19 protein-coding genes are annotated in these 22,116 nt (G+C 44.2%); 4 read left to right on the top strand and 15 right to left on the bottom strand.

Translation table 11 applies throughout. The annotated features are described in order from the left end of the window. Nucleotides 1–39 precede the first annotated feature (39 nt). Nucleotides 40–1,386, bottom strand: a complete 1,347-nt coding sequence (locus JMX03_RS14170; protein ID WP_201597578.1) for a valine--pyruvate transaminase — start codon at nt 1,384–1,386, stop codon at nt 40–42. 212 nt (nt 1,387–1,598) lie between these two features. Between JMX03_RS14170 and JMX03_RS14165 the strand changes: the two genes are divergently transcribed. The 4 genes from JMX03_RS14165 (at nt 1,599) to JMX03_RS14150 (ending at nt 5,360) form a co-directional block, all read left to right on the top strand. Next, nucleotides 1,599–2,546 (top strand): NAD(P)-dependent oxidoreductase, encoded by a 948-nt coding sequence (locus tag JMX03_RS14165; protein WP_201597577.1) that lies wholly within the window; start codon nt 1,599–1,601, stop codon nt 2,544–2,546. A 641-nt stretch (nt 2,547–3,187) separates the two neighbouring features. Beyond that, nucleotides 3,188–4,243, top strand: coding sequence for a hypothetical protein (locus JMX03_RS14160; protein ID WP_201597576.1), 1,056 nt, complete (start codon nt 3,188–3,190; stop codon nt 4,241–4,243). An 18-nt stretch (nt 4,244–4,261) separates the two neighbouring features. Continuing rightward, on the top strand, nt 4,262–4,693 hold the full coding sequence (locus JMX03_RS14155; protein ID WP_201597575.1) for a hypothetical protein: 432 nt from the start codon (nt 4,262–4,264) through the stop codon (nt 4,691–4,693). Beyond that, a complete protein-coding gene (locus JMX03_RS14150; RefSeq protein WP_201597573.1) occupies nt 4,686–5,360 on the top strand; it encodes a hypothetical protein in 675 nt (224 codons plus the stop codon). The genes JMX03_RS14155 and JMX03_RS14150 overlap by 8 nt, the downstream gene beginning before the upstream one ends. A 229-nt stretch (nt 5,361–5,589) precedes the next feature. Here the strand turns inward: JMX03_RS14150 and JMX03_RS14145 are convergent, their stop codons facing one another. The 14 genes from JMX03_RS14145 to JMX03_RS14080 all read right to left on the bottom strand — a co-directional run bounded on the left by JMX03_RS14145 (nt 5,590) and on the right by JMX03_RS14080 (nt 22,115). After that, entirely contained in the window at nt 5,590–8,262 is a 2,673-nt protein-coding gene (locus tag JMX03_RS14145) for an ABC transporter permease (protein ID WP_201597572.1), read from the bottom strand. After that, nucleotides 8,262–8,987, bottom strand: a complete 726-nt coding sequence (locus tag JMX03_RS14140) for an ABC transporter ATP-binding protein (RefSeq protein ID WP_201597571.1) — start codon at nt 8,985–8,987, stop codon at nt 8,262–8,264. Before JMX03_RS14140 ends, JMX03_RS14145 begins: the two co-directional genes overlap by 1 nt. Before the next feature lie 69 nt (nt 8,988–9,056). Beyond that, on the bottom strand, nt 9,057–9,881 hold the full coding sequence (locus JMX03_RS14135; RefSeq protein ID WP_201597570.1) for an arylesterase: 825 nt from the start codon (nt 9,879–9,881) through the stop codon (nt 9,057–9,059). Between the two features lie 141 nt (nt 9,882–10,022). Further along, entirely contained in the window at nt 10,023–11,072 is a 1,050-nt protein-coding gene (locus JMX03_RS14130; RefSeq protein WP_201597569.1) for an alpha/beta hydrolase, read from the bottom strand. A gap of 111 nt (nt 11,073–11,183) precedes the next feature. After that, a complete protein-coding gene (locus JMX03_RS14125; RefSeq protein WP_201597568.1) occupies nt 11,184–12,440 on the bottom strand; it encodes an MFS transporter in 1,257 nt (418 codons plus the stop codon). 348 nt (nt 12,441–12,788) lie between these two features. Further along, complete coding sequence (gene nqrM / locus JMX03_RS14120) at nt 12,789–13,034, bottom strand: (Na+)-NQR maturation NqrM (protein WP_201597567.1); 246 nt, start codon at nt 13,032–13,034, stop codon at nt 12,789–12,791. Between the two features lie 120 nt (nt 13,035–13,154). Continuing rightward, nucleotides 13,155–14,657: a sodium:proton antiporter NhaD gene (nhaD, locus tag JMX03_RS14115; RefSeq protein ID WP_201597560.1), complete on the bottom strand. Its 1,503-nt coding sequence runs from the start codon at nt 14,655–14,657 to the stop codon at nt 13,155–13,157. Nucleotides 14,658–14,991: 334 nt separating this feature from the next. Beyond that, nucleotides 14,992–16,122, bottom strand: coding sequence for an FAD:protein FMN transferase (locus tag JMX03_RS14110; RefSeq protein ID WP_201597556.1), 1,131 nt, complete (start codon nt 16,120–16,122; stop codon nt 14,992–14,994). Nucleotides 16,123–16,242: 120 nt separating this feature from the next. After that, on the bottom strand, nt 16,243–17,043 hold the full coding sequence (locus tag JMX03_RS14105) for an SDR family NAD(P)-dependent oxidoreductase (protein WP_201597554.1): 801 nt from the start codon (nt 17,041–17,043) through the stop codon (nt 16,243–16,245). A 297-nt stretch (nt 17,044–17,340) separates the two neighbouring features. After that, the gene (gene nqrF, locus JMX03_RS14100) at nt 17,341–18,576 is read right to left on the bottom strand and encodes an NADH:ubiquinone reductase (Na(+)-transporting) subunit F (protein ID WP_201576759.1); all 1,236 of its coding nucleotides are present in this window, start codon (nt 18,574–18,576) and stop codon (nt 17,341–17,343) included. Between the two features lie 163 nt (nt 18,577–18,739). Beyond that, complete coding sequence (nqrE, locus tag JMX03_RS14095) at nt 18,740–19,348, bottom strand: NADH:ubiquinone reductase (Na(+)-transporting) subunit E (RefSeq protein ID WP_201576763.1); 609 nt, start codon at nt 19,346–19,348, stop codon at nt 18,740–18,742. Further along, the gene (locus tag JMX03_RS14090; protein ID WP_201576766.1) at nt 19,348–20,019 is read right to left on the bottom strand and encodes an NADH:ubiquinone reductase (Na(+)-transporting) subunit D; all 672 of its coding nucleotides are present in this window, start codon (nt 20,017–20,019) and stop codon (nt 19,348–19,350) included. Before JMX03_RS14090 ends, nqrE begins: the two co-directional genes overlap by 1 nt. 1 nt (nt 20,020) lies before the next feature. Further along, entirely contained in the window at nt 20,021–20,899 is an 879-nt protein-coding gene (locus JMX03_RS14085; RefSeq protein ID WP_201597546.1) for a Na(+)-translocating NADH-quinone reductase subunit C, read from the bottom strand. After that, nucleotides 20,880–22,115, bottom strand: a complete 1,236-nt coding sequence (locus JMX03_RS14080) for an NADH:ubiquinone reductase (Na(+)-transporting) subunit B (protein ID WP_201576774.1) — start codon at nt 22,113–22,115, stop codon at nt 20,880–20,882. The genes JMX03_RS14085 and JMX03_RS14080 overlap by 20 nt, the downstream gene beginning before the upstream one ends. Between the last annotated feature and the right edge of the window lies 1 nt (nt 22,116).

The raw sequence follows: 22,116 nt of genomic DNA, 5'->3' as shown, positions 1-22,116 counted from the left end.
AACATTAGCTTTTTTTACGATTAAAGTTTCTAAGACTTTTTACTTAGCCTCATCATAAAGCGCTCTTACCACTTCTCCAATCACTGCAATACCATCAGTGAGCGTCTGCTCATCCGCGGCGATACTCATGCGAATACATTCATGCGCATGCTGATAATCGCTAATATCAACACCAGGGAAGAAGAACTGACTTGGTACGATGAGCGTGCCTTTTTCTTTGAGACGCTCGTATAGCTCAAGCGTGGTAATCGGCAAGTCTTTAAACCACAGCCAGAAGAATATAGCGCCCTCTGGCTTATGAATCATCAATGGATAATCACCCAATGCTTCTTTCAAAAGTCTCACAGCCAGTTTTGCTTGCTGCTGATAAAACGGCTTGATGTCATTGTCCGATAGCTGCTTGATACGGTCATTCTGCACCAATGGTTTGGCAATGGCAGCACCAAAGCGGGTAGGAGCTAGATTGACTACCGCATTCATGGCGCTGACCGCTGCGATCACTTCAGGAGCCGCGACGATGATGCCAGTGCGCACGCCTGGCAAGCCAATCTTGGAGAGACTAAAGCAAAGAATCGTATTGTCATCCCACGTCAGATGCGCGTCTGAATAAATGATATTAGGGAAGGGCATACCGTAAGCATTATCGATAATCAGCGGCACATCATAGCGCTTGGCAATCTCGGCTAAGTGTGCCATTTCATCATCGGTCAACACGTTGCCCGTTGGGTTAGTCGGGCGCGAACAGCAAATGGCACCGATGCGACCTTCTTTGAGCGCAGGCAAGTTCTCTAATGCCTCAAAATCCACCCGATATTTAAAGAAGCCTTCTTCGCCATCATGAGTGACTTCATCGATATGCGGCAGGACTGCCATGAAATGTTGACCATCGATGTGCACGTCGCTATAGCCAATGTATTCAGGGGCAAGCGGTAGCAAGATGGATTTGTCTACAGACTGGCTGTCTTTATCTTGACCATGCTCATCAAGCTTATTATCACTGAAGGCCCCGCCGAACAGATTAAACAAGAAGAAAAAAGCATTTTGCGAGCCATTGGTCAGGGCGATATTTTCCGCGCTCAAGTTCCAATCATAATGACGGTTAAAAAAGCCAACTAAGGCATCAATAAATTCAGCATCACCTTGCGGATTGGAATAATTCGCCATACTAATAATGGCGCTACTATCAGGATCACTAGCGTTACTGTCATGGCCAAGCGCTTGGTAAGTCTGCAAAAACAACTCGTTCACCGCATCAATTTTGGCAGGATTACCACCGCCGAGCATATTGACCGGCTGATCGCTTTTTAGTGCATCGCCCAGATCGTCCATCAATTGTGAGATGCCAGTGGTTTGGGTGAACTTTTGACCAAATTTTGAGAATTTCATAAGGTTACCGTGAGGTGTAGGAGGTTATTAATTGATAAAGTGGCGCCATTATAGCAAATGAGGGGGACAAGGTGAGTAAACAACCTTGCTTGGTGTAGACCTGAATATACAAGAGCTTGTCCGATTTCTAACAAACGCTAACACATCGTCAGCCGCAAGCCTTATATAGTAAGTGCTAAATAAAAGAGCTATTACTAAAAAAGGAGTACCTCATGAAAGCCGTATTACTCGATGAAAAAAGATTTGCTACCGGCCTAGAGCGACCTACCCCCAAAAAAATAACCGACTACGTCACCTTTGAAGAAACCCCACAAGACAATCAAACCATCATTGAGCGCTGTCGAGATGCCGACATCATGATTAACGGCTCCCTACGTATCGAGCGTGAAGTGATTGAGGCGCTACCCAATCTCAAGCTCATTCAACTCCTCTCTGTCGGCTCCAACCACATTGACAAACAAGCCTGCGAAGACCACGACGTCAAGCTCCTCAACGCACCAGATTTTGCCAGCGCCACCGTCGCCGAGCACACCATGATGCTACTACTCAGCGCCATGCGTGCCAGTATCCGTTATCACAACAAAGTTAAAAGTGGCGAATGGAAGGAGAAGGGGCTAGCCGACATCATCGATGCTGAGGCCATTGACCTTGAGGGCTTAACCATCGGTATGATTGGTATCGGTGACATTGGTAAGCGGATTACTAAGCTTGCCAAAGCCTATGATATGAACGTCCTATGGGCAGAGCGCCAAGGTCGCAAGCCCCGTAATGACGACTACACCGACTTTGAAACCGTCCTGAGCAAGTCCGATGTCATCACCATACATTGCCCACTCACCGAGGAAACAAAACATCTCATTAACCAAGATACTCTAAGTAAAATGAGCAAAAAACCACTACTGGTCAACGTCGCACGTGGCAAGATTGTCGATAGCGAGGCCTTAGCTGGCGCAGTCAAACAGGAGCAAATACTCGGCTATGCTACCGACGTATTTGAACAAGAACCTGCTGGCGAAAATGATCCAATAGTCCAGCTTGCCAATGAAGGTCATCCTCGCATCATTCTAACCCCGCATATGGGTGCAGGCAGCCGAGCCTCGCAAGTCAAACTATGGAAGATAATCACTCGTCAAATCAATGAATTTATTGAAAATAGTTAGGATTAATATAGCTGAGATGTGAATTGAGAGGGTTTTGGAGCTAATCCTGCTTTTTGCTTGTAGTTGGCAGACTGCGGCGCACAGCACCTAAACACAGTAGCGTTCCAACGTCCGAGCGACCTGAGGCGGGATAAAGCAAAGCACTGCTTTGCCCCAACGCAAGAGAAAATCTATGATTTTCTGGTTAGCAAGGTGCTGTAAGCGCCACAGCCCACCAAGCTACCGCTTCAATCAGGGCTAAACCGCTCCATAAGATGACTATTGATAACTGAGCAAAGAATCAGTAGGTGTAGGGTCTAGCATAGGGTAGACTTGTAAAATTCTCTTAATATAATCATATAGCATGAACTATTAAGAAAAATCACAATAGCTATTCCTAATATAAGGTGAAAAATAACTGTAACTAAGTTATGATTACCTATACTATTTTAGTCTACTAAAGTTGGAAAGTATGACGACAGTCAATGACGCTTAGTTTGCTTAAATAGTCTTTAAATATAGTTTAGTTTTCACAGTTATAGTATGCTTACTAACAATGTTGTAGTCGGTAGAATTTCAGAAATTAACTCGATTTAAAAAACTTCATTAAGCTTTTAACTAGTAACTAGACGTCTCTAAAATAAAAGTTGAAGGGTTAATTTATGAATGAAAACGCTGACATTAATGAGATACGAGAGGATATAGCAAAGCATGTAGACTGGGCTCTTGATAGAAAAATTCCTCTTCCAGAGTTACAAGCCACATTCAGGAGTGTAAAAAATAGTCTGAGTGCCCGAAACGGAGAAGGGTTGAAAACTAAGCTGAATAGTGAGTTTGATTTACAAAAGCTTTCGAAATTGAAGAAAGAGCTTGAGAAGCTACTAAAGTCACATGTATTCTTTGATGATAAGTTGATATCGGTTTATTATGAAGTTAACGTAGAAGAAACTGTTGGAAAGCTATCAGAGTTCTTTAAAACTAATTTGAGTACGTGTCCCGAAAATGAGACGGAATACCATCCTATAAAAGAGGTTAAGTTATCTGATTCTGTATCATTATTTCAGTTCTCAATTGTTAGAGAGATTAGTGTTCGTGATATTCTTGACCCAAATGACTTAGTAGAAAGTATTTCAGAAGACTATCAACAGTTGATTGGTATAAAGAAAATCCCACTAGCTTGTTACGATTTAGTAATTTGTGATACTGAAAATAACTATATTGTTGTCGCTATGGATCTCGCAAGTGTATTAAGTAGAAGTGACTTAAACTTAGCTTATATTAACTTTAATAATTATATTAGAAAAAATATTGGTGTAACTTTGACGAATGCCTGTGACTTTTTCCCTAAAATCCAAGAGCTGTATGATGAAAAAACTGGTAAAAATGGTGTTACTGAAATAGTCTTTATGACACCACATGGAACTACACATAATGAAAGATTAAAAGGTCATCAAAAAGACTTGCGAGACGCAACATATCATGATGAAGGAACAAAGGCCGTTCGAAACGAAAAAGTTGATGGTAAGCTACTGGGAAATGATATTACACCTTATAGAATAAGTATGCGTTATTACTTTGACAATAAAAATTTAGATACATCATTAAAAAGTTCTTATCAGGCTATAAATACACAGAATGGTTCACATCTATATGAAGCTTATATATATGGAACGCGCAGTATTGATGATCTTAACTTTATATTAGGTAAGTTAATTTAACTTAACTGGACTCTTAAAGTGAACACAACTTTTGTGAATGAATTAAAAACTAAAGTATATTCTAATCTAAGCAATATCGATAAAGATATGGCTGAAGTCTGCTTGGCTATAATAGAACATGTTTCAGTAGGACCTACAAAAAAGCCTCACTTAACATTTATTGATTTGTATCGTGTCAGTCCTAAGGTTAATGATGAAGTGTTTTATGAGGCTGTGTTCTATTTAACTAGAAGAAGTATTAATGTATTAGAACAACAATTTGAAGCGTTAGAGCCAAGAACACGTTCTTTTCAATCTATCACCAACAGAGAAGAATTTATTGAAGATATGAGAAATGGTGAACTTTATAACCCATTCGTAGGTAATATACTAAATGAAGAAGAGTTTGGAAAACAAGTTATAACTTATTTTTCTCCATCTAAACGGTTTGTGGAGAAAGTGAATGAATAGCAGTTTATCTAATCCTTCTCTATCCAATAGGGCTATTCGTCAGTTGTCATACAGGAGAGATCCAACCAGTTATCAAGAGTTCTTAACCCTTTTGTATCATGATATTGATCGTACTATAGATAAGCTATCTCAATCAAAAGATAAGTACCTTCAAGGTTTAAAAGATAACTCTCAAAAAGGTGAAGATCTAATAAATTTATATATATGTGATATGTTAGATGCGAGAGGCTGGGTAGCAAATCACAGTAAATATGTTAACGGCAATGCTGATATAGTAGTTTCTACTGATTATGAAGAATATGAGTGGATAGGTGAGGGAAAAATTAGAAGTGGGAATGGAAATCTAGATAAAGGTATGAAACAGCTTATTCATCGATATTCTACTGGAAGAGATTTTAAAACTTCTGGTGGTATGATGATTTATGTTAAAGACAAAAAAAAGAAAGCTAAAAAAATGTTAGATGATTGGAAAAACTACTTATTGAAACCTGACCTTAATATTATTAATGATGAAGGGTTACCTACAATACTTCCCCCAGCATTGAGAGTTGAAGACTGTACTGAAAAACAATTAGTTTTCTATAGTTATCATGAGCATCCATCCTCAGGATTAGAATATACTGTACGCCATGTAATAATTGATTTTAGACACGATCCATTAGAATGAACTTGCTCTTTATAGTCAATTGGAGACGTGGTTTAGCCCTGAGAGTAGCGGTTATCCTGACGGGCTAGGCGAGTTGCGGACGTATCGTTTTGAGATGGTCTCGAGGTAACAGGAACGGCTCAAACGGTAACGACCGCCTTGCCTAGACTGGCAGATAATAGCGAATAGCAGGTTTCCGCTACAGCAACTAACCCGCCATCAACCTTTACCAAAATTTAAACGACACTTTCTAAATCATAGCCCTTACCCTTGCCATAATCCCACGTCCAATCACCAATCTTACATAAATAATAGCAATACCAAATAACAAGGCGACCAAAGCTACACCGCCAATGCCTAAGCTCGTCCACGGCACACTATAGCGTAAGTCAAACCATTGGGTAATCGCAGCCCATGCGCCCACACTAGCGATAATAACCGCAAATGTCGCGGCACTAATACCAAGCACCCCAAGCTCCAAGATATTGAGCATATATAAATCGCGCTTTTGCATGCCGAGTAGGCGAAAAGAGGCGCTTTCTTGCATACGATCTTGCGAGGTAGAGAGGAGCGAGCTAATCAATACCATGACACCCGTCAGCAATGCCAGTAGCGTGAAGACATAGACCAAGCGGCTCATTTGTACCACCAACTCTTGGATTTGCTGAGCGATTGCCGTACCATCGATAGTAGTCACTGCGGGGAACTGGCGTACCAACTCACCTTGCAGATCTGGAATCTCATCTGCTAGTACGTGGGCGGTGGCAAATTGGATTTGCGGGGCGTTCGATAATACCGACGGCTCAAATAAGAAATAAAAGAAAGGACTCGGCCCGCGCTCAAAACGTGAACGGATACTGGTAATCTGTCCTGTCAGCTCAATACCTTGTATATTAAAGCGAATTTCATCGCCCATGCCGACACCTAGCATGCCTGCGGCGGTGTCCAAAATAGAGAGCGGCTGTACTTGTTGCAGTGCTGATGACCGCGTTGATTGAAGGCCATCTTGATCGGCAATAGGCGCGTAAAGCTGGTCATCTACTACCGCATCAGTGATGAACTCGGTATCCATCACCGTATCGGCATAGCTTAAATTAAAGACGCGCGTCGGATCATCAAAGCCATCGGCGACTTCGATATCTTGCGCAGGTACCCCATTAGCGGTCACCACGCGTGCGCGAATCACAGGATAGTAGCTTACTGGCGCACCAATGATGGTGTTAATCTCATCGTGCTGGTCACTCTGCACATCTAATAAAAATAAATTGGGCGCATCATCAGGATAAGCGTTGATAAACTGCGCATTGATGCTGTGATTGAGCGTGGTAATGAGCGTGAGGACAGCGACTGACAGCGATAGGGTGACAAAGAACAGCGCGGATTGATTGCCTTTGCGCGCCAGATTATGAATGGCAATACGCTGCATCCAACTGACATTGGTATTGGTCGCCAACTTGGTCAGTAGCCATAGCCAAACCCGTGCCAATAGCCAAAATATTGCCACGAAACCAATTAAACCGAGCAGTATCTGTGCACCCAGTTTTAACGAACCGACTTCATAGGCAAAAAACGCATACAGTCCTATGAGCATCAGTCCATACCATAGGAGCGGTAGGCGTCGATACCAAGGCAGGTGTTGCGATTGTTGGCTAGTACCTTGATTGAGTAAGGTTGCAGGCTTGGTATCATCAAGGCTACTAAGACCACGCTGGGTGATGAGCAAGGTCAATATTAAAGCAATGATAATGGTCTTGATAATACTAAGCGGATTGATGGCTAGGCCAATATCGGCAGGCAAGATAGCGGATAGATAAGGCTGACCAATTTTCAGCAGTGCAAGACTGAGCACCACTGCCGCTACACAGGCAATGATGGAGGTGGTCATTAATAGGCGATAATAGCTGACTTTGATCTCACCAATCGGCTCGCCCAATGCCAGACGAATCGCATTATTAGATTGCTGCTTGGTGACAAAGGCCGTGATGACTCCATACATTGCCACTGCAGATAGCAGCAATACGGCGATGACCAATAGCTTCAAAAACATCAACACATTATCAGAGATACGAGAGACTGAAGTATCGGCAGAGTCGGCATCAGAAAGCTCAATGTCAGGATAGCCTTCTAATATTTGCTCAAGCTGCGTCTGCTGCGCTGCCATTGACTCGCTATCACCTGCCAGCTCAATACGATAATTGATGCGGCTACGCTGACCCAACAGATTTGTCGCTTCTAACGCGTCCTCTTGCATCATGACCCGCCCGCCAAAGCCAAAGGCGGTCAATGGACGGTCAGGTTCTTTCGTCAGTACATCACTGATCGTAAACTGCGCCTCGCCAATGGTGATGCGATCACCGATGTCAGCGTTTAAGCTTTTGAGTACTTCGGGTGCGACGACCACATTATCTACAGTCAGCTGTTCCCAAAGCGGCAGCCCTGAAGCGAGCTCGACCTCTCCATATAACGGATAAGCAGGGGAGACGGCTTTGACGCGGGCAAGCAGCGTTTGCTCATCATTGACCACCATCGCATTAAACTGATAATCATAAACGACTTGAGTCTCAGCGACCGTTTCTACTTGCGTTAATATCTCGCTTGGAAACGCTTGCTTACTGTTTAAGATCAAGTCGCCACCGACCAGCGCGCGCTGATTGTCAGTGATATAGCTATCAACAGACTGCTGGATAGAGTCGAGGGTCAGGTAGGTGGCAAGCGATAGCGTGAGCGTTAATAAAAACAACACCGGATGAACCCAGCGTCGCCACCAGCTGCGACTCAATGCTTGCGAGCCTAGATTGCGAGTAAATAGCTGGCTTATCATGCCACCAGAATAATTTGACTCTTTATCCATAGTGTCAGCGTTTTCAGTAACGGACGTGGGGCTGCTAGTCGCTGATTTGTTGTCTGTTAACTTATTATTCATTAAGATAAAATCCGGCCATCATGCATGGTAATGACTCGATCTGCCATCTCAGCAAGCGCAGGATCGTGAGTCACGACGACGAGGGCTGAGCCAGTTTGCTGGCGTAAATCCAATAGCAGATTCATGACTTGATCGGCGTTTTGCTCATCCAAGTTGCCTGTGGGCTCATCAGCGAAGACGATTTTGGGACGCGAAACCAAAGCCCGTGCGACGGCTGTGCGTTGCTGTTCACCGCCTGATAGCTGATTGGGCAGGCTGTTGCGTCTGTGACCCAAATCAACGGCTTCGATCAATTCATCCACTCGCGCTTTGTCTGGACGCCGAGCAATATCGAGTGGAAAGGCAATGTTTTCCGCGACTGTCAATGTTGGCAGTAGGTGAAACGACTGAAAGACAAAGCCCATTTCACGCTGACGAATGGCGGCAAGCGCATCTTCATCAAGGGCGCTTAAGGTTTTATCAGCCAGCTGAACCGAACCACTATCTGGATAATCGAGCGCTGCTAATAGTCCTAACAAGGTGGACTTACCCGAGCCTGACTTACCCATAATGACCACAAACTCGCCAGCATCGATATGAATACTGACATCTTTGATAATAGACAGCGATTGCTCACCGACTTGGACGGTTTTATTGAGATGCGAGGCAGTTAATAGAGCTTGCTGTGTAGAATTTGATGTAGATTCTGGTTTTGATGTTGGTGCAGTCGAATTTGATAAGGTCATTACAGGGTCTCAGTTGACGTATGGTCAGTTATTTGCGCTGGCTTGTTAGGTGTTATTAAGTCAGTCAAATCAGTTGTTTTCGCTCTCTACAAAGGCTTCAAGTTCAGGCGTTAAGATTGGCAAAATATTATCATTAACGATAATGGTATAGCCATCTTTGGTTGGATGAATGGCATCGGCTTGATTTAGCTCAGGGTCACCGCCTACTTTATCCAAGAAAAAAGGAATCAAAGTCAAATCCATATCTTTAGCGACGCGAGGATATATCGCTGCAAACGACTGCACATAGTCAGAACCCAAATTCTCATAAATCTGCATACCGCCCAAGATAACCTCGCTACCATTATCTTGCAGATGCTTAACTGCCGTACGGATATTGGCTTCAACCGTTGCCACATCGATACCACGCATGGCGTCGTTTGCGCCAATGGTCAAAATAGTGATATCAGGCTGAGTTTGCGCCACCCAGTCCAAACGATTGACAAGCCCAGTACTGGTTTCACCGCTGAGACCTGAATTGACCACTTTGACATTGGTATAACCCATCTGTTTTAACTTGGCTTCTAGTTGCGCAGGGTAGTTGTCATCAGGGTCGACGCCCAAGCCTTCGGTCAAGGAATCGCCAAGCGCCAAAATAGTAATAGGTTGCTCAATCGCTACGACATTCTCTTGCTCAGTACTTGTTTCACGTGAAACTTCATTAGTAGCATTATTAATTACTTCTACTTGAGGCGCATCTACGACAGGGTCGTTCGCGTCAGCATTAGAATCAGTATCAGTATCAGTATCAGCAGCTGGACTACAGGCCATCAGTGCTAAGCTAGTTAGTAGCGCTAAGCTAAGTTTCTTTGATGAAAATTTGGATAAATAAGGCTTTGTTAAAGGCAATGACATAGTGGTTCCGTTACATATTTATTGGCAGTATGTGCTTTATATTAGGGCGGGCTTGATATTCACAAGTAGTTGATACTATGACCAAACTATCAAACACCTTAACAATTTTGATAACGGCTGGCTGTCGAAGATTGGTTAGCGTTATTCAGAACTTTTGCTACCCAAAAACTCACTTATAGTCTGATAAGTTTGCTGGCAAATGTCAGGATTGAGATTTTCCATATTTAGATAAGCATGAATGACCTTATCAAAAGTCATGTGCTGCGTATCAACGCCAGCTTCGCTAAGTTTGGCGGCATAGGCGACGCCTTCATCATATAAAGGATCAACCGCTGCATTGATAATAAGCGCGGGTGGCTGATGTGCCAGCTCATCTCGACTGGCAAATAGAGCAGATTTTGACTGTCTGTCTTCACCGTGCTGAAAATACTGATCAAAATACCAGCCGATACGCGCTCGACTGAGCAAATAACCATTGGCGTATTTATTAATAGAAGGGCAGCTCATGGTAAAGTCAACACTTGGATATATCAGTACTTGCGCGCTGATATCATTTATTACGCCTGACTCTATTATTCTAGGGTCGCGTAGCAGGTTAGTCACCAAAGCTCCACCATGACTGTCTCCTGCTACAACAACTCTCCCTGCCGCACTAATTTTACGTCTGGTCAGTAGTTTATTTAATCCAAGTAAAGTAGTACAAGCATCGTTTTGGGCGTAAGGATAAGGGTTTTCTGGTGCAAGGCGGTATTCTGGCGCAATAATAATGTGCCCTGTATGCTTTGCCATACGGCATAAGATTTGATGGTAAACAGAGACGCTGCCCGCGGTACCACCGCCACCATGAAAATACAACATCACGGGTAGTGGCGTTAACTCAGTTTGGTTTGCTGCATCTGACGGCAAGCTGGGATAAAAAAGGCGTACTGGTACATCATAAGCATCGCCAGTTGGTGCATCACAGTCAATGATGTCATCGACTATTAGCGCCATATCCACTGTCTCAGTGACAAAGGTATGGGTTAAATTTGCCAAACCCTCTCTGGCATTAATGGCATTTGGAACACTGCCTGTTTGTATAAATGTGGGTAGCACCTGCTCATTTAATACTTGTAGATAGTTAGCAACAGCGGGTAATAGCTCAACTTGGCTTTCAGTATCAGTTTTATTTTGCTGGGTAGAGTGACTCATCTTCATTCCTTTGAGTTTATAAGTATTCGAGCGTGTCTGATAAATGACAAATCACAAATCAGTATTACTAGTGACTGCTGCTAGCGACTGATATATCAAACACATCTTAAGCTAAGCAGGACGACCATCGACCATCACTGGACGGCTGATCATCCAAGCAAAGACCACATTAGTAATCATTAATACCAGCATGATTAATAATGGTAAGTCCCAACTGTCTGTCGCTTCATGTAGCCAACCCGTACCGAGTGGGCCGAAAAACGCAATCAAATAACCCACAGTTTGTGCCATACCCGACAGCTCACTTGATTGATTGGGCGTATAAGTACGCATAGAAAACAGCATCATACTTAAGGTAAAAATCGCCGAGCAACCCATACCCATAAATGCTGACCACAACCAAGCCAAGTCAGGCGACAGGTAGCTGACCCCAAATATGCCTATTACATTTAAAACCGCTGCCAATATGGCTAAGGCTTGAATAGGGCGGCCACGATTAATGAGCCACGTTAAACTTAAAATAGCGACTGGTGCCATAAACTGGAATACTGCGTTCATTTGCCCCGCTTTCACCGCCGAAAGCCCTTTGCTAACCCAAATAGAGGGTAAGAAACTGGCGACAGTATAAAATAGCAAAGATTGAAGACCCATAAAAATAGCGATTTGCCAGGCAAAGGCGTTGCGCCAAATGGATATATCAGATGAACCCTGAGGTATTAAAGTGACGGGTTGATGATTGGATGAACCCAAGCGCAAACGCAAAAGCACCCAAATAACAATGGCAAAAAACCCCAAGATTGACCAACCACCAAGCGCCCATTGCCAGCCCACATACTCAGACAGTGGTAGCACCACACCAGCGACGACTCCAGCGCTCACCGTCATCGTGAGACTAAATAAGCCGGTAATGAGAGGAATGTGATTGGGTGTGCGCTGCTTGATCACTGGCGCCGCTAGCGTATTGGCAAATCCGATGGCTAAGGTAAGAATTATCGTACCACTCAAAAACCCAATCCAAGTCGGAATGACTGAACGCACTACCATACCTAAAGTGAGCAGTGCAATCATCGCAATCAATGTATTCTCAAGCCCAAAACGCTTGCCAATAGCAGGCGAGATAAACGACCCTACCGCAAAGCCTAACATCGGCACTGCACCTAACCAACCGATTTGAGTCTCAGAGATATTTAGCGCCTCTTGCACAACAGGGGCAATGGAACCGAGCGCGACGATAGGCGCACGCATATTGGTCGCCAGCAAGATGATGGCGCACAGTACCAACCAAAAAGTAAACTTTTCAGAGGGCAGCTTAAATGGCTTTGCGGTATTTGAGTGAGACTGAGATTGCATATTAGAGGGGGTAGACATAGCAGCACGACTATTAGAGTTAGATTAAAAAAAGATACGTCATTAACAAGCGCTGAATAGACCAGACTCTAACCACCGCTTATGAAATAACACCAAAGAAATCTCACCTAGATGGTGACTGACAGAATGAATCAGCATTAGGAATATACTGGCAGAACACCAGTCAAGTACTAAGCTTACCACTCTATTAGATAGAGTCAGCATAGTAAATGGGTATTTGCTTTAAAAGAATGGGATTGTGCAATTTAAAATAGCGCCAGTCACTTTTAAGGTATTAAAAGGATTTGACGCTATTATAAGAAGAGAGAGTAAGTACACATTACCAGAGAATGGTAACAAGCGAGGCGTTTATACAGACTTGCCCAACTGTGCCGCTTTTAGCGCGTTTTCTTGTTGTTCAGAGATGATAGAGTCGCATTTATTAGGATCATTCCCGCAAAACGAGCAGTTTTCATCGCCCATCAATTTGGCAACGCCACCACAAGAGCCTCTAAGTGGCTTTTTTTTGACCATATAACCGATACCCATAAAGACAAAGAACAATACGAATACGGTAAAGGTAATAGCGAGCATAGGAAGTAGTTGGCTAAGCATAGAGGGATCCTCGACTTATTCAGCCTACTATTTACTGCAGACTGTTATTGGATTTATCCCTCTATTCTACCATAGTTGCTTGGTCTAGATAATGTCTAGCTAAACAAAGCTGTTACAAGTTTACATAACATGCATAGCGATATAGGTAGCAGCACCTGCCAAGTAACCCACAAGTGCCAGAGCGCTGATATGTTTGAGATACCACATAAATGATATTTTCTCCATACCCATAGCTGCTACACCCGCTGCTGAACCAATGATTAAGCAGCTACCGCCAACACCTGCACAGTAAGCCAAGAAGTGCCAAAATGCACCGTCTTGTAAGAACATGCTTTGTCGTGCCAGCTCATCACCAGTCAGTCCTGCCAACGCAGAGTCGGTGAGTAGTGGATACATTTTCATCGCACCTGCTACCAGTGGCACGTTATCTACCAATGATGACAACAGACCGATTAATATGTTGATAACATATAAGTTGCCAAAGGTATCATCGAGCCATGTCGCCATATCGATCAAGTGACCAGCGGTGGCGAGTGCAGAGACTGCCAACAAAATGCCTAAAAAGAACAAAATACTAGACATGTCGACTCGGGTAAGGACGCCAACGACCGTCATTTGCTGTTTGACATGCCATTGATCATGACGATGCACCAGCTCAGTAAACACCCAAAGTACCCCAACACCGAATAAAATACCCATATAAGGGGGCAGCTGGGTCAAGGTTTTGAACACAGGGACAAAGGCCAGTGCGCCAAGACCCAATGCCAAGATGCTGATACGCATCTTTGGCGTCACAGCATCAAGCGGATTGGGTTCTGCTGCACTGCTTTCTCCATTTGAGTAGGCCTCAAGGAGCTTTACTTGCTTCTCTTCTATACCGTTTATCGCCATAGCGGAGGCGACCGTGTACTCGCCAAGATAGTTGACGTTTGAGGACTCAATAGGGGCTTTCGCAGGTTTTGGTCTGTGTACCTCTTTACCTCGGAACATAAACGTCAGTATCAAGAGTGGCACAATAGCAGCGACCAAGCTTGGAACGATTAAATTAACAATGATGTGGCTGGCAGTGATTTGATTACCAATCCACAGCATGGTGGTGGTCACGTCGCCAATCGGTGACCAAGCACCGCCAGCGTTAGCACATACGACGACCGTACCGACAAACCACAAGCGCATTTGCTTACTTGCTACTAGCTTGCGTAGCAGTGAGACCATGACAATGGTGGTGGTTAAGTTATCTAAAAGTGCGGAGAAAAAGAAAGTAAGTGTGCCAATTGTCCATATCAAAGCGACTGCATTGGTCGTATGAATGCGGTTGGTAATGGCTGCAAAACCATCATGCGCATCAACCAACTCAACGATGACCATAGCACCCATCAAGAAAAACAAAATTTCTGCAATCTCTGATAAGTGATGACGAAGCTCAGTATTTAAGAGAGCGGTGGCGCTAAGACCATCGGTGAGTTGATTGGTAAGTAACGTCTCTGATCCAATCACGAGCAATGTCCAGACGATAACTGCCGTTAATAGGGCAGAGGCGGCTTTATCGACATGGAGGTTATGTTCTAGAGCAATAGCTATATAGCCCAAGACAAAAACTACCGCCATCAATGAATAGATCATTGGATATCCTTAGTGTAAGAACACGGTGACAACAGTTATTTAAACGGCTATATTGTACGTCAGTTACAAATATTAAGACAGCCAGTAGGATGACTGTAGGAACTACTCATGAAATAATACATGGGTATCATCAAACATCATGAATCACGCTAAGTTTAGAAATCAGCAGTGTCTATTGGTGAATTCTAAATACAGTGCTACTGGGATGAATTTTATGCAGCCTCTGGAGTGACGAAGTCGCACAGCAAGCAAAGAAAATTTATACCAGTAGCACGCCGTAAAAGCTGTACTCTTTTTATCTAGGACTCACTATAGTTGATTGACTATACAACCTCTAATCAACCTGATCAGCACGTAAGGCCTTCATCGCAGGTGTCTGTACTACCTGCCAGTCCTCTAGTGTGTCAGCAGGTGCGTCTGGTTTGACACCATCAGCCAAGACGACAAATAGTGCCGCTAAGTTTTGCTCTTTAGCGACGCTTAATGCTTTGCTATAAGGCATGGCTGTGAGCGCCGTTGCCCAAGCATCGGCAAGTGCTACCGAGTCGGCAGCGACCGTTACCGAAGGCGCGCCGCCAGCGATAGGCTCGCCAGAGGTTGGGTCGATTGTGTGGCTATAACGTTTGCCTTCTAAGAGCACCGAATTACGATAGTTTCCAGACGTTGCTAGATACATCTGATTACTATTTTTCATCGGCTGACGGATAGCTGAGATGGTTTGACGCTCACTTACAGTGCTTCCTTGGATAGGCGCATCAATCGCAATCTGCCACGGTTGTTGTTGACCATTGACACCAGAGGTCGCAATCTCACCGCCAATCTCAACCATATAGTTGCGGATTTGATAGTTATCTCTAAGTACATCAGCGATGACATCGACGCCGTAACCTTTAGCTACGGCAGAAAAGTCTAATTCCACGCCATCTTTGGTTTTATACAGTTCTTTTTCTTCTTGCACCACGCTGTCAAAGTCTACCAAAGCCTTTGCTTGCGCAATTTGTACAGCGCTTGGCGGGCTTTGTAAACGATCAACGGTCATGGTGCTACCAAAGCCCCAAACATCAATGAGCGGCATCACTGTCGGATCAAACGCGCCACTAGACTGTTGATACACTGTTCGAGAGACGTCTAGGACATGGCTAAAATCCGCGTCAATAACGATCGGTGTATTTTTAGCCAATTGGTTGAATTTTGAGATGGTAGAGTCGCTTTGATAGGTCGACATGCTGTCATTGATTTGTTGCAGCCGCTCATCAATCGCTGCTTGAATGTCTGCCTCATCGATATCCTCTGGCAGCTGATAGCTGATATGGTAGCTGGTACCCATGGTCTCGCCGCTTAAATAGTTATAACCAGGCGTTTGCTGGCAAGCACTGAGGCTCAAAGCAGCGCCAATGCTGATGACACTAAATAGGGCGGTATTATTAGATTTATGGAGAGACGAGAGGGGTATTAAGTTTTTCATAAGCTCTTTGATATCAGATAAAGGTGAGTGTAAGTGCAAATGCAAATGAGTTGGCCTATTTTACACCTCTTGCCACTAATAGCCATAAAGTAGAGCCAAACTCATATAAAGAGCGGTTTTTTATTTTACTTGTGACTCACGGATGAGTTTATACAGTTTTGGTGGTGATATTCGATTGACTCTTGTCGCCAGTTTTTCTTTGCTGCCTGCGACAATAATATATTCTTCACCTTTTGTCAGTGCTTTGACGACTTGCTTAGCAAATGCGCTAGCGTTTAAGCCTTTGTTGGTGGCGTCATCCATGGTGCCTTGCATGCTACCATCTCCTGTCAAGGCATTGATAGAGATATTGGTTTGAATAAATCCTGGGAATACAGTCGCGACTTCTATTCCTTGATCGTGCAGTTCAGCACGCAGACTGTTTGCCCACATATGAATGGCGGCTTTGGCAGCGCCGTAAGCACCGCGATATTGAGTACCTAAAAGGCCTGCTACGCTGGATATCATCACTATTTTCCCGCTACCTTGAGCGAGCATATCTGGCAATACCAATCGGGTCAGACGCGTTTGTGCAAAGTAATCTATCTCCATTATTCGACGCTCGACTTCCTCGGTGGTTTCCATGATAAGCGAGCGTTGACTGACACCCGCATTATTAATCAGCCAATCTATTTTCCCTGCTTGTTTTTTGACCGACAAGTAAGCTGCTGTTGCTTGGTTGGCATCGCTGATGTCAAAAGGCACAATGATATGTTTGTTGGCGCGTTTACAGCGTTTTTTAACCGCTTCTAGTTTTTCTTCATTACGGCCACTTAGGATAATCCTTGCGCCTCGTTTGGCAAAGGCAATGGCTAACGCTGCACCGATACCACTGGACGCACCAGTTATCCAAATAGTTAAATCTTTATACTTGGTTTTCATAAGAGTCCTTTCTTGTTATCACTAGGGCGTGTCCTCATTTTAAAAATGGAGATAAAAATGAGATAAATTGCCGTCAAACAAGGAAAAGAGCGCAGATAATATCGGGATATTACCTAGCTATTTAACGCTGTTTGGCTAGATTTAGCCATTTTTAGCCCGTTTAGGTATCCTTCGATTGAATTGAAGACGCGCCTTAAGACATCATTTTGATAGTGATTAAATTTAGCCCATAAAAAAGAGCCTCAATAGAGGCTCTTAATTTAACATAAATTATCATTTTGATATGTTTGCTTAGCTTTAACCGCCGAAGTCATCAAGCATGATGTTTTCGTCCTCGACACCCAAACTGTGCAACATGTCGATTACCGCCGCGTTCATCATCGGTGGCCCACACATGTAATACTCGCAATCTTCTGGGTTTGGATGATCTTTCAGGTAGTTTTCGAGTAACACGTTGTGGATAAAGCCAGTCGGACCTTCCCAGTTGTCTTCGGGTAAAGGATCGGACAAGGCCACATGCCACTCAAAGTTATCAAATTCTTCTGCTAGTTGATCATAATCCTCAACATAGAACATCTCACGAATAGAGCGTGCACCGTACCAGAAGCTGATCTTACGCTTAGAGTGCAAGCGTTTGAGTTGGTCAAAGATATGTGAGCGCATTGGTGCCATACCTGCACCGCCTCCGACAAAGATCATCTCAGCATCCGTATCTTTGGCAAAGAACTCACCATAAGGGCCTGATACCGTCACTTTATCGCCAGGTTTTAAGTTGAACGTCCATGACGACATTTGTCCTGGTGGTATACCTTTAGGACCACGAGGTGGCGGAGTTGCAATACGAATATTAAATTTGATCAAGCCTTTTTCTTCAGGATAATTGGCCATCGAATAGGCACGAATGACCTCTTCGTCCACTTTTGAAACCAAATCAAATAAACCGAAGTTGTTCCAATCCTCACGATACTCTTCGGGAATGTCAAAATCTTTATAATGCACTTCATGCGGTGGCGCTTCTAACTGTACATAACCACCAGCACGGAAGTTAACTTCCTCGCCATCTGGAATTTTTAGCACCAACTCTTTGATGAAGGTTGCAACGTTATCATTAGAGATAACCTCACACTCCCATTTTTGTACATCAAAGAACTCAGGATCGATCTCGATTTGCATGTCTTGCTTTACAGGTACCTGACAAGCCAAGCGCATATGGTCGCGAATCTCACCTTGCGTAAAATAGCCTTCTTCGGTGGGCAAGATAGAGCCACCACCTTCAATAACGCGGCAGCGACACTGAGCACAGGTACCACCACCACCGCAAGCGGAAGATAAAAAGATACCTTCACTAGCAAGGGTTTGTAGCAGCTTACCACCTGCTGGTGTCACTACATCATTTTCGGGATCATCATTGATACGTATTGTAACGTCGCCTGAACTGACCAGTCTTGAGCGTGCCGCCAAAATAATGGCAACCAAGCCCATGATGATCAAGGTAAACATAGCAACGCCACCAATCGCCGTAGCATAATCCATGATATGTATCCTTAATCTATGGGGTAGGGGTGCGGGGGCATTAATTTATTGCTGTACCCGAACGCCTACCGAATAAATGAGTTAAATAGGTCAAATAGCTAAATGGGGTCTTAGGCTTAGGTCGTTAATCGTTCTATCAACCAACAACGCTAAGCCTAGCGGTCTAAATGGACATACCACCGAACGACATAAAGCCGAGCGACATAAGGCCAACTGTGATAAAGGTAATACCAAGACCACGCAGCGGTGCTGGGATGTCTGAGTACTTTAACTTTTCACGAATACCAGCCAATGCGGTGATAGCAATTGCCCAACCAAAACCTGCACCTACGCCATATACCACAGACTCACTAAAGTTATAGTCACGCTCAACCATAAACAGTACGCCACCTAAAATGGCACAGTTTACAGTGATCAGTGGCAAAAACACGCCAAGTGCGTTGTATAAAGCTGGAACAAACTTGTCCAAGAACATCTCTAAGATCTGTACGGTTGCAGCAATCAGACCAATATAACTTAGCAAACCTAAGAAGCTGAGGTCGATATCAGGAAAGCCTGCCCATGCTAGTGCGCCGTCTTTTAGGATGAACTGAAACAGTAAATTGTTTAATGGCACAGTAATGACCATGACCACGATAACAGCGACGCCAAGACCAATAGCCGTTGATACCTTTTTTGATACTGCCAAAAAGGTACACATGCCTAGGAAGTAGGCCAGTGCCATGTTCTCAATAAAGACTGAGGTTATAAATAAACTAATATAGTGTCCCATTAGTGACCGCCTCCATGTGCCATGCCTTTAGACTGCGGCTTCATCACAAAATCAGCTTCTTCCACCTGTTCTGGTTTCCAGATACGAATAATGGCAATGAACAAACCGATAATAAAGAACGCCGAAGGTGGCAGTAATAATAGACCGTTTGGCAAATACCAACCGCCGTCAGTGACTGGCTGCAAAATGGTAATGCCAAGCCAAGTACCAGCGCCTAATAGCTCGCGGATAGTAGCAACAAACAATAGCACTGCAGAGTAGCCAAGACCGTTACCGATACCATCTAAAAAGCTTGGTACAGGTGGGTTGCTCATGGCAAATGCTTCTGCACGACCCATGACGATACAGTTGGTGATGATCAAACCAACGAATACTGATAGACCCTTACTCACATCATAAGCGACCGCTTTTAGCACCTGATCGACCAAGATAACCAATGAGGCAATGATGGTCATTTGTACGATAATACGGATACTTGATGGAATCTGCTTACGAATGATAGAGATAAAGAAGCTTGAAAAAGCCGTTACCAATGTCAATGCCACACACATGACCAACGCATTGGACACACTGGTGGTTACCGCCAAGGCTGAACAGATACCTAGGATCTGCAAAGCAATAGGGTTATTATCAAAGATTGGCGAGGTTAAGATACTTTTAGTGTCAGCCATGTTATGCCTCCTTGCCGTTTGCTACTGGTGCTGCCAGCTCGGTTGTCGATTGCGCAGCTTGTACGTCAGCATTATCAATAGTTTGACCACTCTCTTCACGTAGAGCGTCTAAATAAGGTTTATAACCTTGCTCACCCAACCAGAACTGAATCATGTTGCTGACGCCGCGACCAGTTAGCGTCGCGCCACTGATTCCGTCGACCCAGTTGTCTCTTGGTGTACCAGCTTTAGAGACACCAGTGGCAACATCACCATTTTCATCATAAGAGTGGATACCACTCCATTTGGCGCGCCACTCTGGCTCTTCGATACGAGCGCCAAGGCCTGGAGTTTCTTTATGCTCATAAAAACTGATACCTTTGATGGTATTCATGTCGCTTTCAAGGGTTAAGAAACCATAGATAGTACCCCATAAGCCGTAGCCTTGGATTGGTAGTACCACCATTTCAGGTTGACCAGCATCATCGCTTTTGACATAGACTTTGGCGTACTTAGGTACACGGCCAATACCAGCAGGGTCGTTGTTACCTAAGTCTTCGCTTAATGCTTGATTCTTAGTCGCTTGACTGGCGTCATAAGCATTGCGATCAGGAATACCAACATCTAACAGCTGGTCATCATCTAAGTAGTTGCCTTGATTTAAGTCAACAATCTCGACGTCAAAATCTTTAAAGCGTTCAGCAACGTCAGTAGCGGTATCAGATGCAGGATCAAACATACCAGCGGCTACTAAGATGTTCTTATTACGGTCCAAGCGCGCGTTTTCAACTTGTGCCGGCTTGAGACCGACGGCGACAGCTGAGACCAATACGGAACACACCAAGCATAGCGTCAAGGCTACGCTGATGGTTTTTGCATTATTACTTTTGGGCTTGGACATAGCGAACCCTCCGTGCTGTTTGGCGTTTGATATTTGCTTGAGTCACAAAGTAGTCAAACAATGGAGCAAATAAGTTAGCAAATAGAATGGCAAGCATAATACCTTCTGGGAAGGCTGGGTTGACGACGCGAATTAAGACTGTCATAAACCCAATCAAGATACCATAAGCCCAACGGCCTTTATTGGTATGTGCTGCCGAGACTGGATCGGTTGCCATAAAGACGGCACCAAAGGCAAAACCACCGATGACCAAATGCCAATAAAACGGCAGACTCATCATGAGGTTGTCTTCTGAGCCGATCATATTGAATAGTAAAGAAGTGGCAATCAGACCGACCACACAACCTGCCATAATGCGCCATGATGCAATGCGCGTCCATAGTAAGAACACCGCACCGATTAGAATGGCAAGCGTCGAGACTTCACCGATACTGCCTTGCATATTACCTAAGAATGCATCACTCCAAGTGATGGCATTACCATAGACGTCGACGAAATCTTGAGGAACTACACCAAGTGCCGCGAGGCCAAGCGGTGTCGCACCTGAGAAACCATCGACTGCCGTCCATACAGAGTCACCAGACATATATGCTGGATACGCAAAGTATAAGAACGCCCGACCTGATAGGGCAGGGTTAAGGAAGTTTTTACCCGTACCGCCGAATACTTCTTTTGCTACGACGACACCGAAGATGATACCTAAGGCAACTTGCCATAAAGGAATATCTGGTGGTAGACATAGCGCATACAGTACAGAGGTCACAAAGAAACCTTCGTTTACTTCATGCCCACGAACCACGGCAAATATAATCTCACATAAGATACCTACCGCAAAGGTCACAAGGTATATCGGTAAGAACTGCATTGCTCCGTAGACAAAGCTTGCCCAGATACTGTCTGGGTTATAGCCTGCCATGCCAGTGATGATGGTACGCCAGCCCTCAGGTTGTAGACCCAATTGAGCGATGGCGGTCAATGCTTGATGACCGACGTTGTACATACCCCAAAACATCGCTGGGAAAGTACATAGCCATACGGTAATCATAATACGTTTAAGGTCAATACCGTCACGTACGTGCGAAGATGCATAAGTCGTTGAGCCTGGTTGACGCAAAAAAGTGTCAAACATCTCAAAGATGGCATAGTATTTTTCGTGTTTGCCACCTTTGGTGAAAGACGGCTCCATACGATCGAACATATTGTGTAAAAATTTCATC

This window comes from Psychrobacter fulvigenes (genome assembly GCF_904846155.1).
GTDB lineage: Bacteria > Pseudomonadota > Gammaproteobacteria > Pseudomonadales > Moraxellaceae > Psychrobacter > Psychrobacter fulvigenes.
Note: the sequence above shows the minus strand (reverse complement) of the source record. Positions and strands in the feature narration are given on the sequence as shown.

Excerpts from the sequence above, each read along its gene's own strand:
- JMX03_RS14105 (WP_201597554.1), bottom strand. The coding sequence starts at position 17,043 with ATGAAAACCAAGTATAAAGATTTAACTATTTGGATAACTGGTGCGTCC.
- nqrM (WP_201597567.1), bottom strand. The coding sequence starts at position 13,034 with ATGCTTAGCCAACTACTTCCTATGCTCGCTATTACCTTTACCGTATTC.
- JMX03_RS14085 (WP_201597546.1), bottom strand. The coding sequence starts at position 20,899 with ATGTCCAAGCCCAAAAGTAATAATGCAAAAACCATCAGCGTAGCCTTG.
- nqrF (WP_201576759.1), bottom strand. The coding sequence starts at position 18,576 with ATGGATTATGCTACGGCGATTGGTGGCGTTGCTATGTTTACCTTGATC.
- JMX03_RS14090 (WP_201576766.1), bottom strand. The coding sequence starts at position 20,019 with ATGGCTGACACTAAAAGTATCTTAACCTCGCCAATCTTTGATAATAAC.
- JMX03_RS14165 (WP_201597577.1), top strand. The coding sequence starts at position 1,599 with ATGAAAGCCGTATTACTCGATGAAAAAAGATTTGCTACCGGCCTAGAG.
- JMX03_RS14135 (WP_201597570.1), bottom strand. The coding sequence starts at position 9,881 with ATGTCATTGCCTTTAACAAAGCCTTATTTATCCAAATTTTCATCAAAG.
- JMX03_RS14125 (WP_201597568.1), bottom strand. The coding sequence starts at position 12,440 with ATGTCTACCCCCTCTAATATGCAATCTCAGTCTCACTCAAATACCGCA.
- JMX03_RS14130 (WP_201597569.1), bottom strand. The coding sequence starts at position 11,072 with ATGAGTCACTCTACCCAGCAAAATAAAACTGATACTGAAAGCCAAGTT.
- JMX03_RS14080 (WP_201576774.1), bottom strand. The coding sequence starts at position 22,115 with ATGAAATTTTTACACAATATGTTCGATCGTATGGAGCCGTCTTTCACC.
- JMX03_RS14150 (WP_201597573.1), top strand. The coding sequence starts at position 4,686 with ATGAATAGCAGTTTATCTAATCCTTCTCTATCCAATAGGGCTATTCGT.
- nqrE (WP_201576763.1), bottom strand. The coding sequence starts at position 19,348 with ATGGGACACTATATTAGTTTATTTATAACCTCAGTCTTTATTGAGAAC.
- JMX03_RS14140 (WP_201597571.1), bottom strand. The coding sequence starts at position 8,987 with ATGACCTTATCAAATTCGACTGCACCAACATCAAAACCAGAATCTACA.
- JMX03_RS14170 (WP_201597578.1), bottom strand. The coding sequence starts at position 1,386 with ATGAAATTCTCAAAATTTGGTCAAAAGTTCACCCAAACCACTGGCATC.
- JMX03_RS14145 (WP_201597572.1), bottom strand. The coding sequence starts at position 8,262 with ATGAATAATAAGTTAACAGACAACAAATCAGCGACTAGCAGCCCCACG.
- nhaD (WP_201597560.1), bottom strand. The coding sequence starts at position 14,657 with ATGATCTATTCATTGATGGCGGTAGTTTTTGTCTTGGGCTATATAGCT.
- JMX03_RS14160 (WP_201597576.1), top strand. The coding sequence starts at position 3,188 with ATGAATGAAAACGCTGACATTAATGAGATACGAGAGGATATAGCAAAG.
- JMX03_RS14110 (WP_201597556.1), bottom strand. The coding sequence starts at position 16,122 with ATGAAAAACTTAATACCCCTCTCGTCTCTCCATAAATCTAATAATACC.